The sequence below is a fragment of the Qaidamihabitans albus genome, assembly GCF_016464705.1.
Taxonomy (GTDB): Bacteria; Actinomycetota; Actinomycetes; order Mycobacteriales; family Pseudonocardiaceae; genus Qaidamihabitans; species Qaidamihabitans albus.
Map to the genome: position 1 here is coordinate 470,922 of NZ_JAEHOB010000001.1, position 14,776 is coordinate 485,697.

Sequence of the window (14,776 nt, forward strand, 5' to 3'; positions counted from 1 at the left end):
GGTTTAGCGATCACGCGTCGTGGGATGTCTGAGTGGGACGAACAAAGGAGCGACAGTGAGCCAGATCGACGTTTTCGTGCTTGGCCTCGACGACGCCAATATGCGGACGTTGCACGATGTGCCTGGATCCGTGCATTACCGTTTCCACGGCCTGCTCAGCGTCGAGGAGGTTCAGAGCGGCGAGATCCCGGTGGCCGACCTGATCGAAAAGGCCGAGCGGCAACTCGACGAGTTCGACGGTGAGATCGGCGCCATCATCGGCTACTGGGACTTCCCGGTCAGCACGATGGTGCCGATCCTGTGCCGCAGGTACGGCCTGCCGAGCGCCGACCTGGAGCCGGTCGTCAAGTGTGAGCACAAGTACTGGAGCAGGCTCGAACAGCAGAACGTGATCGACGAGTACCCGAGCTTCGCGGTGGTCGACCTGGCGGATCCCCGGCGCCCGGAGAACGTCGGCTATCCGATGTGGCTGAAGCCGGTGAAGTCCTTCTCGTCCGAACTGGCCTTCAAGGTGTCCGACGACACGGAATTCGGCGACGCGGCGCGGGAGATGGCCGAGGGCATCGACCGCGTCGGCAAGCCTTTTGAGACGATCATGGAACGCCTGGATCTCCCGCCGGAGATCGCCGAGGTCGGCGGGCAGGCGTGTCTCGCGGAAGAGGCGATGAGCGGTCAGCAGGCCGCCACGGAGGGCTACGTCTACAACGGTGACATCGTGGTGTACGGCACGCTCGACTCGCTGAACTACCCCGGCACGTCGTCCTTCCAGCGGCACCAGTACCCCTCGCAGCTGCCGGAGCCGATGGTGCGCAGGATGCGTGCGGTCTCCGAGAAGGTCATCCGGCAGGTCGGACTGGACAACAGCACCTTCAGTATCGAGTTCTTCTGCCGCCGGGACACCGGTGACGTCCGTCTACTGGAGATAAACGCCCGGCACTCGCAGTCGCATGCCGAGCTCTTCGAGTACGTCGACGGGGTGCCGAACCACTACTGCATGCTCAGCCTCGGCCTCGGCCGCGACCCGGCGCTGCCGAGCCGCGAGGGTCCGTACGCCCTCGCCGCCAAGTGGTACTACCGCCGCTTCGGCGACGCGCTGGTCGAGCGGGTGCCGACCGGACAGGAGATCGCGGACCTCGGCGGGCGCATCCCCGGCGTGGTCGTCGACGTCCAGGCGCCCGAGGGGCGGCGGTTGTCGACGATGCCGGCGCAGGACAGCTACAGCTACGAGCTCGCCTACATCTACGTGGGTGCCGACGACGAGGAAGAGCTCGAGCGCAAGTACGAGCAGGCGGTGGCGGCGCTGCACTTCGAGTTCTCGGACGGGGAGGAGATCGGCTAGATGCGGACGGTCGGTTCACTGCCGTACGAGGTGCACGAGGACGAGCACGTCTGGATTCCGGTCGCCGACGGCACCCGGCTCGCCGCGCGGATCTGGCGCCCGGTGTCCTCCGACGTGGAGCCGGTTCCCGGTGTGCTGGAGTACCTGCCGTATCGCAAGCGGGATCTGACCGCGTGGCGTGACTCGATCCATCACCCCTACCTCGCCGGACACGGTTACGCGTGCGTCCGGGTGGACATCAGGGGGACCGGTGAATCGGAGGGGGTCCTCCTCGACGAGTACCTGGAACAGGAACAGCTCGATGGCGAGGACGTGCTCGCGTGGATCGCCGCGCAACCGTGGTGCGACGGCCGGCTGGGAATGATGGGCATCTCCTGGGGCGGCTTCAACTCCCTGCAGCTGGCTGCGCGCAAACCGCCGGCCCTGCGAGCGATCGCGATATCGTCGTTCACCGACGATCGCTACGCCGACGACATGCACTACATGGGTGGTTGCCTGCTGTCGGACAACCTTGCCGAGGCGGGCACGATGTTCGCGCACGGCACGCTTCCGCCCGATCCGGCGCTCGTCGGCGAGCGGTGGCGGAGCATGTGGCACGAGCGGTTGCGCGAGAGTGGCCCGTGGGCGGACGAGTGGCTCAGCCACCAGGTCCGGGACAGCTACTGGAAGCACGCCTCGGTGTGCGAAAGCTACTCCGACGTCGCCGTACCGGTGCTCGCGTCGAGTGGCTGGGCCGACGGCTACTCCAACGCCGTCCTCCGTGTGCTCGAGAACCTCCACGTTCCGCGCAAGGGGCTCATCGGTCCGTGGTCGCACAGGTACCCGCATCTCGGCGAGCCGGGCCCTGCCGTGGGCTACCTGCAGGAGCTGGTGCGGTGGTGGGATCACTGGCTCAAGGACGCCGACAACGGTGCCCTGGACGGGCCGATGTTGCAGGCCTGGATGCAGGACAGCGTGCCGCCCTCGACATCCTATGAGGACCGTCCAGGACGCTGGGTCGGCGAGCACGAGTGGCCTTCACCGCGGGTCACGGTGGCCGAGTACCCGCTGGCGAAGCGCCGCATCGGCACGCGTGAGGAACAGGTCCGGGAGGAGGCGCTCACCATCTCCTCACCGCTCTCGGTCGGGCAGTACGCCGGCAAGTGGGCCTCCTACAACGCGCCGCCGGACCTGCCCTACGACCAGCGCGAGGAGGACGGTGGATCGCTCGTCTTCGACAGTGAGGCGCTCACCGAGACCGTCGAGATCCTCGGCGCTCCGACGGTCACACTGGAACTGACGTCGGACAAGCCGGTGGCCATGGTGGCAGCCCGGCTCTCCGACGTCGGTGAGGACGGCCGCGCCACCCGGGTCAGCTACGGGTTGCTCAATCTCACCCACCGCGACGGCAACGAACGGCCGGAACCGCTCGAACCCGGACAGCGGTACCGGGTCACGTTCATGCTCAACGGAGTCGCGCAGTCCTTCCCTCCGGGACACCGGATCCGGCTATCACTGTCCACTTCGTACTGGCCGCTGGCGTGGCCGCCACCCGAGCCGGTGCTGCTCTCGGTGTTCACCGGGCAGAGCTCGCTGAGCCTGCCGATCCGGCCGATCCCCGAGGACGGGGACGTTCCGGTGCGGCCGCTCGGCGAGCCCGAGGGAAGTGAGCCGATCCCGATGACCCAGGTGCGCCCCGCCGAGCACTCGTGGACCGTCCGACGGGAGCTGACCGACTACCGGGCGGCGCTGGAGATCGTGAAGGACAACGGGACGGTCCGCTTCGACGACATCGACCTCGACATCGCCAAGCGGGTCCTCGAGACCTACGCCTGGGTGGCAGGCGACTTCTCCTCGGTGCGCGGCGAGACCCACTGGTCGGTGACCCTTTCCCGCGGCGACTGGGTCGCCACGACGGTGACCCGGACGACACTGACGTGCACGCCGGCGGACCTGCGCCTGCACGCGCGGCTCGACGCCTACGAGGGCGACGAGCGGGTGTTCTCCCGCAACTGGCGGCGGACGATCCCGCGCAACCTGATTTGAGGGCAGGGACATTGACCGGCGGCATCAGTATGCAGGCGCTCGCGTTCATCGTGAAGCTGCGCCTGTCACGGGCGAAACGGACGTATGCCGATCTGGACGAGCTGTACGCGAGTATCGAGCGGAGCCGGCGGACCGATCCCGCCCGGCCGCCCGCGCGTGTCCGGCGCGAGGTGTCGGTGAGCTGCACCGAGGTCCTCGGCCGGCCCTGTTACACCTTCGCGCCGTTCGCGCGGAGCAGCGGCAGGCACGTGCTGTACTTCCACGGCGGGGCGTACGTGCACCAGATCCAGAACGACCACTGGTGGTTCCTCGTCCGGTTGGTCCAACGCACCGGCTGCACGGTCACGGCGCCGATCTATCCTCTCGCGCCCGCACACACCTGCGAGCAGACGGTCGCCATGGTGAAGGAGGCCTACGACGTCTTCCTCGGTGACCGCGATCCGGACCAGCAGGTCGTCATGGGCGACTCGGCGGGCGCGGCGCTCACGCTCGCGCTGGCCGAGTCTCTTGAGGAGGCGGGCAGGCCACAGCCCAAGGAGCTTGTGCTGATCTCGCCGTGGCTGGACGTCACCATGACCGATCCGGTGCTGCCCGAACTCGACCGCCGCGATCCCCATCTGGCCGTGGCCGGGCTGCGGGAGGCCGGATGGCTCTACGCGGGCGACCGCGATCGGCGTGACCCCGTGGTCAGTCCGCTGTTCGGGCCGCTGTCCGCGCTGGGCCGGGTCAGCGTCTTCATCGGGACGCGAGACGTGCTGCTCGCCGACGCCCGGCGGCTCCGCGAGCTGGCGGAGGGGCGCGGGGTGCCGATCGAGTACCACGAGTACCAGCACATGTTCCACGTCTGGCCGATCGCGGACATCCCCGAGGGCAGGCGGGCCGCCGAACGCATCGCGCATCTGGTCACCCGACCGGCGCTTAGTTGATCTTCCGAATAATGGAAGGTGATTCCACAAGATAGACAGGCGGGTCTACGGTGCGGCCGCACAGTCCGCACACCGACGACCAACGGAGGTCGTGACCATGCCCGCTGGGACGACGTCCCTGTCCGGCTCGGCCGGGCAGGGACGGATCACCGAAGCCGACCTGCGCCGTGCCGCCTGGGCGAGTTCGCTGGGCAGCGCACTGGAGTACTATGACTTCGCCCTCTACAGCCTCGCCTCGGCGCTGATCTTCAGCGAGCTGTTCTTCACCGGCGCCGACCCGGCCACCGGGCGAATCCTCGCCTTCGCGACCTACTTCATCGGCTTCGCCGTACGGCCCATCGGCGGCCTGTTCTTCGGCTCGCTCGGCGACCGGATCGGCCGCAAGCAGGTGCTGCTCCTGACGGTGCTGCTGATGGGCGCGGCGAGCTCGCTGATCGGCCTGCTGCCCACCTACGGCAGCGTCGGCCTCCTGGCGCCGATCCTGCTCGTCGTGCTGCGTGTCGCGCAGGGCCTCGGCGCGGGCGCCGAGCAGGCGGGCGCGGCGACGCTGATGGCCGAGTACGCGCCCCGGCAGCGGCGCGGCTTCTTCGCCTCGTTGCCGTTCATGGGAGTCCAGCTCGGCATGGTCACCGCGGCCCTGGTCTTCTTCCTGCTGCTCATCCCGAGCGAGGACATCGTGCACGGCTGGCTCTGGCGGGTCCCGTTCCTGGCGAGCGGTGTGCTGATCGCCGTGGCCCTGTGGATGCGGCTGCGGCTGAAGGAGTCGCCGTCCTTCAGCAAGCTCGCGGCCCGCGAGCAGGTGCGGGACAAGCCGCTGCGCACACTGCTGCGCACCTCCCGCCGCCCGGTGCTGGTCGGGCTGGGCCTGCGCATGGCCGAGAACGGCGGCTCCTCGATCTACCAGGCGCTTGCGGTCAGCTACGTCGTCACGGTCGCGCTGAGCGAGGCCGACTCGCCCGGCCCGATCGGGGCGATCTCGCTGGTGTTCGCCGCCGCGGTGGGAGCGGTGACGGTGCCGGTGGCCGGGCGGCTGACCGACCGCTACGGCCGGGTGCCGGTGTACCGCGGCTTCGCGCTGTTGCAGCTCGCGCTCGCCGTGCCCGCCTGGTGGATCATGAGTACCGGCCACGTCGTCGCGACGGTGGCCGTCCTTTCGGTCGCCCTCGGCGTGGGTGTGTGGGGGATGTTCGGCGCGCAGGGAGCGCTGCTGCCCGAGCTGTTCGGCGCCGCCCACCGCTACACCGGTGTCTCGGTGGCCCGCGAGTTCTCCGCCGTGGTGGCAGGCGGGGTCGCGCCGCTGGTCGGGGCCGTGCTGCTCAGCGCGTTCAACGACAGCTGGGTGCCGCTGGCCGGCTACGTGATCCTGCTGACGCTGATCACGCTGGCCACCACGTTCGTGACGCCGGAGACGCGGGGCAGGGACCTAGACGCGGAGACCGACGCGGTCGCCGGTGAGGCCAGGTTCGCGGAGGCCGTGCGGTGAGGTTGGGGCGGTGAGGTCAGGTATGGGGCAGCAGCACCGAAAGCTGTTCGGCCGCGTCCCGCAGCGGCGGCAGGAAGCGCATCGCAGCGGCCAGCGTGTTCCGGTACGCGGGCGAGGGCACCGACAGGGCGGCCACGGCGGTGCCCAGCGGCCCGAGCACCGGTACGCCGATGGCCCGGATGCCGAGCTCGTGCTCCTCGTCGGCGACGGCGAAGCCCTGGGCGCGCACTCGCCCGATCTCGTGCCGGAACGTGGGCCGGTCCACGATCGTGCGCGGTGTGAACCGCTCCAGCTCGACGTTCTCGATCAGCTCCTCGCGGGTGTCGTAGTCGGCGAAGGCGATCAGCACCTTGCCCATCGAGGTGCAGTGCAGTGGCCCGAGCTTGCCGGTCTCGCCCTTGACCACGACGTTGTGCCTTGCCTCGACGTGGTGGATGTAGAGCTGATGGTGCCCGTCGCGCACGGACATCAGCGTGGCCTCGCCGGTGGTCTCGGAGAGCCGCCGCATCACCGGCACCGCGATGCCGGTGAACCCGCGCGCGGACGACACCGCGGCACCGAGCTGGAACAGCCGCAGGCCGAGGGCGTAGCGCTTGGACTCCGGATCGAAGGCCACGAAGTCCTGCCGGCGCAGCGACGCCAGCAGCCGGTGCGTCGAGGGCGGTGGGAAGCCGGTCGCCCTCGACAGTTCCGACAGGGTCGCCCCGTCGGGCACCGTGCCGAGGTGCACGAGCAGCCGCGATGCCTTGCCGACCGTGTCCAGGTCACCTTCCGCCATACGGCGACTCTATCCGAATACCGGAAAGGCCGGCCGTGCCCGAACCGCTGAGCCAGCTCGACGCCGTCACGTTCGGCGAGATCATGGCGATGTTCGTCGCGGGGCAGAGCGGTCCGCTCGAACACGTCACCGACTACCGCCGCGCGCTGGCCGGTGCCGAGTACAACGTCGCGGTCGGGCTCGCCCGGCTCGGGCACCGCGTGGGCTGGGTCGGCCGGGTCGGCGACGATCCGTTCGGCCGCTTCGCGCTCGCGGAGCTGGCCCGGCACGGGATCGACGGCTCGCACATCACGGTCGATCCCGTGCTGCCGACCGCCTTCCAGATGAAGGGCCGCGCGCACGGGGACGATCCGGAGGTCGTCTACTTCCGGTCGCACTCGGCGGGCCGGGGGCTGGTGGTGACTCCGGCGGTGGAGCGCTATCTCACCGGTGCCCGGCACCTGCACGCCACCGGGATCCCGCCCGCGTTGTCCCCGGCGGCGCGGGAGTTCGCGGACCGGGCGGTGTCGGTGGCGCGGGCGGCGGGGCTGACGGTGAGCGTCGACCCCAACCTGCGACCCGCGCTGTGGGACGGCCGCGACGAGATGGTGCGCGCGGTGAACGATCTCGCGCTGCGCGCCGACTGGGTGCTGCCCGGTGTCGCCGAGGGCGAGATCCTCACCGGACGGTCCGAGCCGGAGGAGATCGCAGCGTGGTACCTGGAGCGCGGCGTGCGCATGGTCGCCGTCAAGAACGGCGCACACGGCGCGGAGCTGTTCACTGTGGACGGTGACCGGTTCGCGTGCCCCGCGTTCGCCGTCGATGCCGTGGACACCGTCGGCGCGGGAGACGGCTTCGCCGCGGGCCTGATCAGCGCCGCACTCGACGGTGATCCGCCGGAGCGCCGGCTCGTGCGCGCCGCGGGAACCGGTGCGCTGGCGACGACGCGCCGCGGCGACCAGGAGGGGCTGCCGGACCGCGCGGAGCTGGCGGCGCTCACCGGCCTCCCGCTGCGCACCCGGACGGAGAAAGGCACGGTGGTGTCAGGATGATCGAGCTACAGGTCGCCCTCGACCGCGTCGAACTGGGCCACGCGCTGGCCGTCACCCGCGCGGTGAAGGGCACGGCCGACTGGATCGAGGTCGGTACCTCGCTGGTCAAGCGGTACGGGATGGCCGCGGTCGAGGCGGTGGCCCTGCAGGCGGACGGCGCGATGCGGGTGCTCGCCGACCTCAAGACCGTGGACGACGCGGCACACGAGTTCGGGCTCGCCTTCGATGCCGGGGCCACCGCCGCCACGGTGCTCGGCCTGGCCTCCCCCGCGACGCTGGCGACCGCAACCGCGGTCGCGGGCGAGCGGGGCGGCGACGCCGTGGTGGACCTGATGCTGCTGACCGAGGGGCAGCGCGCGGATGTCGCGGCTCGCACCGGTCCGGACGTCGTGCTGGCCGCGCATGTCGGCAAGGACGACCAGGCCACCGGCCGCGGTCCGCTCGACCAGCTCGGTTCCTGGGCCGAGGGCAGGCGGCTGGCCGTGGCGGGCGGCCTCGGCCCGGCCGATGTCCCCGCGCTGCGGCACGTCGGCCGGCTGCGCCTGATCGCGGGTTCGGCCGTGACGAGGGCCGACGACCCGCGCGCGGCAGTCGCCGCGCTCGATGCCGCCCGCCGGACGGAAGAGGAGTGAGTTCGTGAACGATCTGGTGACCACGGTGCTCGACGAGATCCGGCCGGTGCTGGACAGGGTCGATCGGGCCGGGCTCGCCGAGTTCGCCGGCCGCCTCGCCGGTGCCGGGCGCGTCTTCGTGACCGGGGAAGGCAGGTCCGGGTTCATGGCCAAGGCGTTCGCGATGCGGTTGATGCATCTCGGCCTGCGTGTCCACGTGGTCGGGGAGACGACCACCCCGGCGATCGCCACCGGGGACACGCTCGTCGCCGTGTCCGGTTCCGGCACGACGCCGGCGACCGTGCGGGCAGCCGAGCGGGCCGGGCAGGCTGGGGCGGTGGTGCTCGCGGTCAGCACCGATCCCGCGTCGCCGCTGGCGGAGGCGGCCGCGCACACGCTCGTCGTGCCCGCGGCGACGAAGTACCGGCGCGACGGCGAGGCCCCCAGCGTGCAGCCGCTGTCGAGCCTGTTCGACCAGGCCACGCACCTCCTGCTGGACGTGGTGTGCCTGCGGCTGGCGCAGGCTGGCGAGTCCGGGCACGACGCCGCCAGGGCCCGGCACGCCAACACGGAGTGAGCCCGCCGCCCTCGTGAGTACGCACGCGAGTTAGAACTCGTCTACGCACTCACGAGGGGGTTTGCGCGCGGCGGTCGACTCGCGCGTGACCAGCTCCGGTTTGAACATCACCTGCTGGTGTGCGTGCGTCTCCGGGTTGTCGCACTCCTCCACCAGCAGCTGCGCCGCGGCGCGGCCGATCTGCTGGGTCGGCTGCCGGATGGAGGTGAGCGGGATCGTCGCGTCGGCGGCGAACTCGATGTCGTCGTAGCCGACGATCGCCAGATCCTCCGGTACCCGGCGGCCGGTGCGCAGCGCCGCCCGCAGCACGCCGAGCGCCATCAGGTCGTTGGCGCAGAACACGCTGGTGGCCGTGGACCCCGCCGCGAAGAGCGCGGACGCGGCTGCGTGGGCGGTACGCGCGTTCATCGCCCGCTCCTCGACCACCTCGATCGCCTCGTCCGGATCCAGCCCGGCCGCGGCGACGGCCCGGCGCAGGCCGGTGAGCCGGTCGGCGCACTGGCGCAACGCGAGCGGCCCGCTGAGGTAGACGATCTTCTCGTGTCCCAGTTCGACGAGGTGTGCGCCGGACAGCTCACCGCCGCCGACGTCGTCCACCGCCACCGAGCAGCAGTTGACCCGCGGATCGTGCCGGTCGACCAGCACCGTGGGCGTGCCCCGCCTGCGCAGGGCGTCCAACCGCTCCGAGCTCACCTCGATCGGCGTGATGAGCACGCCCCGCACCCGCTGCTCCTCCAGCACCTGCAGGTAGCGGTTCTCGCGCGGGAGCTGGTCGTCGGAGTTGCAGAGCACCACGGCGTAGCCGAGCTCGTCGGCAACCTGTTCCACGCCGCGGGCGACGTCGTGGAAGAACGGGTTCGCCATGTCCAGCACGATCAGCCCGATCGACCGGCTCGTGCCGGCGCGCAGCTGGGCGGCGGAGGAGTTGCGCACGAAGCCGAGCGCGGTGATGGCGGACTGCACGGCGGCCCTGGTGCCGTCGGCGACTCGCTCCGGGTGGTTGAGCACATTGGACACCGTGCCCACCGAGACGCCCGCGCGTTCGGCGACGTCCTTGATGCTCGGCGACATGGTGCTGTCCTCGGTCAGTCTGATGAAACGTGTCAACCCAGCCGGTCCGGGTGACACCGTGCCGTGCTGGTTGCAAGCTAGCACGCCGGTCCGGCTCCCCGCGTGCCGGATCGTTACCAAAGGCCACGTGAGGGAAGGTCTTGACGGGTGCCTGTGACTGGCCTAACTTGAGCGCCACTCTGAATGAAACGTTTCACGATCTCCACCGAAGGAGGGCGTCGTGGAAGCAACGGAGCATTCCCCCGTGCCGCTTCTGGAGCTTCGGAACGTCAGCAAGTCGTTCCAGGCCGTCCGGGCACTGCGCGGCGTCTCGATCGCCCTGCGCGCCGGGGAGGTGCACGCTCTCGCCGGGGAGAACGGCGCGGGCAAGTCCACCGTCGTGCGGATCATCGGCGGCGAGCACCAGCCCGACGGCGGCGAGGTCCTCCTCGACGGAGAGCCGGTGCGCTTCTCCGCGCCGCGTGAGGCGCAGCAGCGTGGCGTCGCGGTCATCCACCAGGAGCCGATCCAGTTCCCCGACCTGAGCGTCGCGGAGAACGTGTTCATGGGCAGGCAGCCGCTGCGGCCCGGCCGCCGGATCGACCGGCGCGAGATGAACCGCCGCGCCGCCGAGGTGTTCGACCGCCTCGGCGTGCCGATCGAGCCGACCCGGCAGACCCGCGGGCTCTCGATCGCCGACCAGCAGATCATCGAGATCGCGAAGGCGCTCTCCGCCGACGCGCGGATCATCGTGATGGACGAGCCCACCGCGGCACTCTCGGCGGTCGAGGCCGAGCGGCTCTTCCGCGTGGCCCGCGGGCTCGCCGAGCGCGGTGCCGCACTGCTGTTCATCTCGCACCGGCTCGACGAGATGTACGCGCTGTGCGACCGCGTGACCGTGCTCCGTGACGGCGCACTGGTCGCCACCGAGCGGATGACCGAGATCGACCACGACACGCTCGTGCGCCGGATGGTCGGCCGCTCGGTCGAGCAGCTCTTCCCCGAGCGCGAGAACGAGGCGGGCGACGAGGTGCTCGTCGTGGACGGCCTCAACAGGGCGGGCGTGTTCGGCGACATCTCGTTCACGGTCCGCGCGGGCGAGATCGTCGGGCTGGCCGGCCTGGTCGGCTCGGGCCGTTCCGAGGTGGCCAGGGCCGTCTTCGGTGTCGACGAGCGCGACTCCGGGACCGTGTCGGTGAACGGCCGCCCGCTGCCCGCGGCCGATCCGCGTACCGCGATCGAGAACGGTATCGCCCTGGTCCCGGAGGACCGCAGGGAGCAGGGCCTCGTGCTGGAGCTGCCGATCGAGCGCAACGCGAGCCTCGCCCGGTTGCCGCAGGTGTCGCCCGGCGGCATCACCCGGCGCGCCAGGGAGCGCGCGCTCGCCCGCAAGTGGGGCGAGCGGCTCTCGCTCAAGTACGGCCGGCTCTCCGACCCGGCGACAACGCTCTCCGGTGGCAACCAGCAGAAGGTCGTCCTCGGCAAGTGGCTGGCCACCGAACCGTCGGTGCTGATCGTCGACGAACCGACACGCGGCATCGACATCGGCGCCAAGGTCGAGGTGCACGCGCTGCTCTCCGACCTGGCCGCCCAGGGGATCGCGATCCTGCTCATCTCCTCGGAACTGCCCGAGGTGCTCGGGATGGCCGACCGTGTGCTCGTCATGCACGAGGGACGGATCACCGCCGAACTGTCCACAGAGGAAGCGACCGAGGAGACCGTCATGTATGCGGCAACCGGTAACGGCCGCGGCGGCCAGAACGGCAGCGCGGCATGAACCGGGTGCGTTCGCTGCTCTCCGGCCGGGAGATCAGCATCGTGCTCGCGCTGGTGGCGGTCGTCGCCGTGACCGGCGCGGTGAACCCGTCGTTCGTCAGCGCGCAGGGCTTTCACGACCTGTTCCTCAACGCCTCCATCATCGCGCTGCTCGCCATCGGCCAGACCCTGCTCGTGATCACCCGCAACATCGACCTCTCCGTCGGTTCGGTGATGGGGCTGACGGCCTACCTGTCGGGCCAGATGTTCATCGCCGACCACGACACTCCGGTGATCGTGGTGGTGCTGGCCGGGATGGCGCTCGGGGCCGCGTGCGGCGCGTTCAACGGCGCGCTGGTGGCGATCGCGAAGGTGCCCGCGCTCGTGGTCACCCTCGGTACGCTCTACGTCTTCCGCGGCGTCGACTACGGCTGGGCCAGCGCCACCGGCGTGCACCAGATCAACGCCGACCAGATGTCGCCGAGCTTCCTGTCCTTCGGCAGCGGTTCGATCCTCGGCATCCCGCACCTCACGCTGATCGCCGTGGCCGCGCTCGCGGTGGCGGGCTACGCCCTGCACAACTGGCGCTCCGGCCGGGAACTCTACGCGATCGGCTCCAACCCGCAGGCGGCCCGGCTGGCCGGCATCCCGGCGGGCAAGCGGGTGTTCAGCGCGTTCGTCATCTCCGGCGCGCTGGTCGGCCTCGCGGGTGTGCTGCACGCCTCCTACTTCGGCACGATCAACGCCTCCGTCGGCACCGGCCGTGAGCTGGCGGTGGTGGCGGCGGTCGTCGTCGGCGGCGTGGCGATCTTCGGCGGTAGCGGCACGGTGCTCGGCGCGGTGCTCGGCGCGCTGCTGCTGACCACGATCACCAGCGCACTGCCGATCCTGGGGGTGCCGGCCTTCTGGCAGCGCGCCGTCGACGGTGCCGCATTGCTGCTGGCCATCTCGCTGGACCGGGCCGTGATGCTGCGGCTCGCCGCGCGCCTGCGCGCCGAAAGATCGCGAGCGCGCCCCGCCGGGGATACCGGGGACACGGAAGGGAGCGTTCCTCGTGCGTGACAAGGTCTTCAGGTGGGAGACGGTTCTCCTGGTGCTGTGCGCGGCGGTGTTCGTCTTCGGCTCGACGAGCACTCCCGGGTTCGCCGAGGCGGACAACATCAGCTTCCTGCTCCTCGACTACACCGAGGTCGCGCTGCTGGCGATGGCGCTGCTGGCGATCATCCTCACCGGGCAGATCGACCTTTCGGTTGCCTCGATCCTGGGGTTCTGCTCGGCGCTGACCGGTGCGCTGTGGAACGCGGGCATGTCCTTCGAGACGATCGTGCCGATCGTGCTGCTCGCCGGGGTCGTGCTCGGGTCGGTCAACGCCGGGCTGATCGTCAAGTTCGGCCTGCCCGCGCTCGCGGTCACCATCGGCACGCTCGGCCTCTACCGCGGCCTTGCCTACGTCGCGCTCGGCGACGGCGCGGTCACCGGCTTCCCGGCCAACTACCGTCCACTAGCGACGGACACGGTGCCGGGCACGTTCCTGCCCTATCCCACGTTGCTCGTGATCGTCGTGGGACTGCTGGCCGCGCTCGTGGTGCACTTCACGCCGGTCGGCCGCTCGCTCTACGCGATCGGGCTCGGCGAGCAGACCGCGCGGTTCTCGGGCATCCGGGTGCAGCGCCTCAAGTTCGTGCTCTACCTCGTCTCCGGGCTGCTGTGCGCGATCGCCTCGCTCATCTACACACTGCGGTACAACAGCGCCCGCGCCGACAACGCCTACGGCATGGAGCTGATCGCGGTCGCCGCGGTGCTGCTCGGCGGGGTGTCGATCTTCGGCGGCCGGGGCACGGTCGTCGGCGTGGCGAGCGCGCTGCTGCTGATGGCGGGGCTGCGCAACGTGCTCTTCCTCAACGACGTGACCAACGAGATCCAGAACGTGATCAACGGCATGCTGCTGATCATCTCGGTGCTGGTTCCGGTGGTCGCGACGCTGCTGCAGAGGCGGCGACGACCCGCGCCGGCGGCGGCCGCGGACCCGGCACACCCGGACCCCGATCCAGTTTCCGTCCCTGACCCCGTGGGCGTTTCCCACGGTTCCCCTGAGGAGGACCAACGATGATCCACTCGCGATCGAGAAGGAGCCGCGTCGCGCTCGCGGTGGCCGGCGGCGGGCTCGCGCTCGCACTGGTGGCCGCCTGCGGCGGGACGACCAAGGACTCCGCGCCCGAGGCAGACACCGGTGCGGGCAACGAGAAGGTCGCCGATCCGAACGCCCCCATCAAGGAGGGGCTGAAGATCGCGTTCCTGCCCAAGGAGATCGACAACCCGTACGAGAACATCGTCGACGCGGGCGGTATCGCCGCGGTCGAGGAGCTCGGCGGTGAGGGCAAGGAGGTGGGACCCTCCGACGCCTCCGCGTCCTCGCAGGTCTCCTACATCAACACGCTGGTGCAGCAGAACCAGGACGCGATCGTGATCGCGGCCAACGACCCGAACGCGGTGGCGCCGGCGCTGAAGGAGGCGATGGCCAAGGACATCGCCGTCGTCAGCTACGACTCCGACGCCGCGCCCGACGCGCGCCAGGTGTTCGTCAACCAGGCGAACTCCGAGGACATCGGCCGCACGCAGATCAAGATGATCTCCGAGCAGATCGGCGGCAAGGGCAAGATCGCGATCCTCTCGGCGACGCCGAACGCCACGAACCAGAACACGTGGATCGACTTCATGAAGGACGAGCTGACGAAGCCGGAGTACGCCGACATCGAGCTCGTCAAGGTGGCCTACGGGGACGACGACGACCAGAAGTCCTTCCAGGAGACGCAGGCGCTGCTACAGTCCATTCCGGACCTCAAGGGCATCGTCTCGCCGACCACGGTCGGCATCTCCGCCGCGGCGCGCTACATCTCCTCCTCGCCTTACAAGGGCAAGGTGGCGCTGACCGGGCTCGGCACCCCGAACCAGATGCGCCAGTTCATCAAGGACGGCACGGTCGAGGAGTTCGCGCTGTGGGACCCGGAGCAGCTCGGCTACCTGGCCGGCTACGCGGCCGCGGCGCTCGCGTCCGGGCAGATCACCGGCGCGGAGGGCGAGGTGCTCAAGGCCGGCGAGCTCGGTGAGCGCACCATCGGCAAGGACGGCGAGATCATCCTCGGCCCGCCGACGACGTTCAACGCCGACAACATCGACAAGTACGACTTCTGAGGTGCCCCG

Annotated in this window: 13 protein-coding genes; 11 read left to right on the forward strand and 2 right to left on the reverse strand. The window is 70.3% G+C overall.

The features are described 5' to 3' along the window. The first annotated feature begins 55 nt into the window (after positions 1–55). The 4 genes from JAP66_RS02365 to JAP66_RS02380 all read left to right on the forward strand — a co-directional run bounded on the left by JAP66_RS02365 (position 56) and on the right by JAP66_RS02380 (position 5,773). Positions 56–1,339, forward strand: a complete 1,284-nt coding sequence (locus JAP66_RS02365) for an ATP-grasp domain-containing protein (RefSeq protein WP_372448929.1) — start codon at positions 56–58, stop codon at positions 1,337–1,339. Then, on the forward strand, positions 1,340–3,364 hold the full coding sequence (locus tag JAP66_RS02370) for a CocE/NonD family hydrolase (RefSeq protein WP_199429756.1): 2,025 nt from the start codon (positions 1,340–1,342) through the stop codon (positions 3,362–3,364). Between the two features lie 11 nt (positions 3,365–3,375). Continuing rightward, positions 3,376–4,290: an alpha/beta hydrolase fold domain-containing protein gene (locus tag JAP66_RS02375; RefSeq protein ID WP_235998657.1), complete on the forward strand. Its 915-nt coding sequence runs from the start codon at positions 3,376–3,378 to the stop codon at positions 4,288–4,290. Between the two features lie 97 nt (positions 4,291–4,387). Further along, positions 4,388–5,773: an MFS transporter gene (locus JAP66_RS02380; RefSeq protein ID WP_199429758.1), complete on the forward strand. Its 1,386-nt coding sequence runs from the start codon at positions 4,388–4,390 to the stop codon at positions 5,771–5,773. Between the two features lie 16 nt (positions 5,774–5,789). Here JAP66_RS02380 and JAP66_RS02385 read toward each other — a convergent pair whose 3' ends face one another. Continuing rightward, positions 5,790–6,551 carry an IclR family transcriptional regulator gene (locus JAP66_RS02385; protein WP_199429760.1) on the reverse strand — a complete coding sequence of 254 codons (762 nt, stop codon included), beginning with the start codon at positions 6,549–6,551 and terminating at the stop codon, positions 5,790–5,792. Positions 6,552–6,586: 35 nt separating this feature from the next. On the opposite strand from JAP66_RS02385, the gene JAP66_RS02390 reads away from it, so the two are divergent. The 3 genes from JAP66_RS02390 to hxlB are packed head-to-tail and all read left to right on the forward strand — an operon-like array spanning position 6,587 to position 8,770. Then, the gene (locus JAP66_RS02390) at positions 6,587–7,582 is read left to right on the forward strand and encodes a sugar kinase (protein ID WP_199429762.1); all 996 of its coding nucleotides are present in this window, start codon (positions 6,587–6,589) and stop codon (positions 7,580–7,582) included. After that, on the forward strand, positions 7,579–8,214 hold the full coding sequence (locus tag JAP66_RS02395; protein WP_199429765.1) for an orotidine 5'-phosphate decarboxylase / HUMPS family protein: 636 nt from the start codon (positions 7,579–7,581) through the stop codon (positions 8,212–8,214). Before JAP66_RS02390 ends, JAP66_RS02395 begins: the two co-directional genes overlap by 4 nt. Before the next feature lie 4 nt (positions 8,215–8,218). Next, a complete protein-coding gene (gene hxlB, locus JAP66_RS02400; protein WP_199429767.1) occupies positions 8,219–8,770 on the forward strand; it encodes a 6-phospho-3-hexuloisomerase in 552 nt (183 codons plus the stop codon). 30 nt (positions 8,771–8,800) lie between these two features. Here the strand turns inward: hxlB and JAP66_RS02405 are convergent, their stop codons facing one another. After that, the gene (locus JAP66_RS02405; RefSeq protein WP_199429769.1) at positions 8,801–9,841 is read right to left on the reverse strand and encodes a LacI family DNA-binding transcriptional regulator; all 1,041 of its coding nucleotides are present in this window, start codon (positions 9,839–9,841) and stop codon (positions 8,801–8,803) included. A 220-nt stretch (positions 9,842–10,061) separates the two neighbouring features. Here JAP66_RS02405 and JAP66_RS02410 point away from each other — a divergent pair, with 220 nt between their 5' ends. The 4 genes from JAP66_RS02410 to rhaS are packed head-to-tail and all read left to right on the forward strand — an operon-like array spanning position 10,062 to position 14,767. Further along, positions 10,062–11,597 carry a sugar ABC transporter ATP-binding protein gene (locus JAP66_RS02410; protein WP_199429771.1) on the forward strand — a complete coding sequence of 512 codons (1,536 nt, stop codon included), beginning with the start codon at positions 10,062–10,064 and terminating at the stop codon, positions 11,595–11,597. Continuing rightward, positions 11,594–12,637, forward strand: a complete 1,044-nt coding sequence (locus JAP66_RS02415) for an ABC transporter permease (protein WP_199429773.1) — start codon at positions 11,594–11,596, stop codon at positions 12,635–12,637. Before JAP66_RS02410 ends, JAP66_RS02415 begins: the two co-directional genes overlap by 4 nt. Next, on the forward strand, positions 12,630–13,685 hold the full coding sequence (locus JAP66_RS02420) for an ABC transporter permease (RefSeq protein WP_199429775.1): 1,056 nt from the start codon (positions 12,630–12,632) through the stop codon (positions 13,683–13,685). Before JAP66_RS02415 ends, JAP66_RS02420 begins: the two co-directional genes overlap by 8 nt. Next, the gene (gene rhaS / locus JAP66_RS02425; protein ID WP_199429776.1) at positions 13,682–14,767 is read left to right on the forward strand and encodes a rhamnose ABC transporter substrate-binding protein; all 1,086 of its coding nucleotides are present in this window, start codon (positions 13,682–13,684) and stop codon (positions 14,765–14,767) included. Before JAP66_RS02420 ends, rhaS begins: the two co-directional genes overlap by 4 nt. Positions 14,768–14,776: the final 9 nt, after the last annotated feature.

Bases quoted from the DNA above. Each gene is read 5' to 3' on its own strand.
- JAP66_RS02395 (WP_199429765.1), top strand. From the start codon at position 7,579: ATGATCGAGCTACAGGTCGCCCTCGACCGCGTCGAACTGGGCCACGCG.
- rhaS (WP_199429776.1), top strand. From the start codon at position 13,682: ATGATCCACTCGCGATCGAGAAGGAGCCGCGTCGCGCTCGCGGTGGCC.
- JAP66_RS02405 (WP_199429769.1), bottom strand. From the start codon at position 9,841: ATGTCGCCGAGCATCAAGGACGTCGCCGAACGCGCGGGCGTCTCGGTG.
- JAP66_RS02385 (WP_199429760.1), bottom strand. From the start codon at position 6,551: ATGGCGGAAGGTGACCTGGACACGGTCGGCAAGGCATCGCGGCTGCTC.
- JAP66_RS02380 (WP_199429758.1), top strand. From the start codon at position 4,388: ATGCCCGCTGGGACGACGTCCCTGTCCGGCTCGGCCGGGCAGGGACGG.
- JAP66_RS02415 (WP_199429773.1), top strand. From the start codon at position 11,594: ATGAACCGGGTGCGTTCGCTGCTCTCCGGCCGGGAGATCAGCATCGTG.
- JAP66_RS02370 (WP_199429756.1), top strand. From the start codon at position 1,340: ATGCGGACGGTCGGTTCACTGCCGTACGAGGTGCACGAGGACGAGCAC.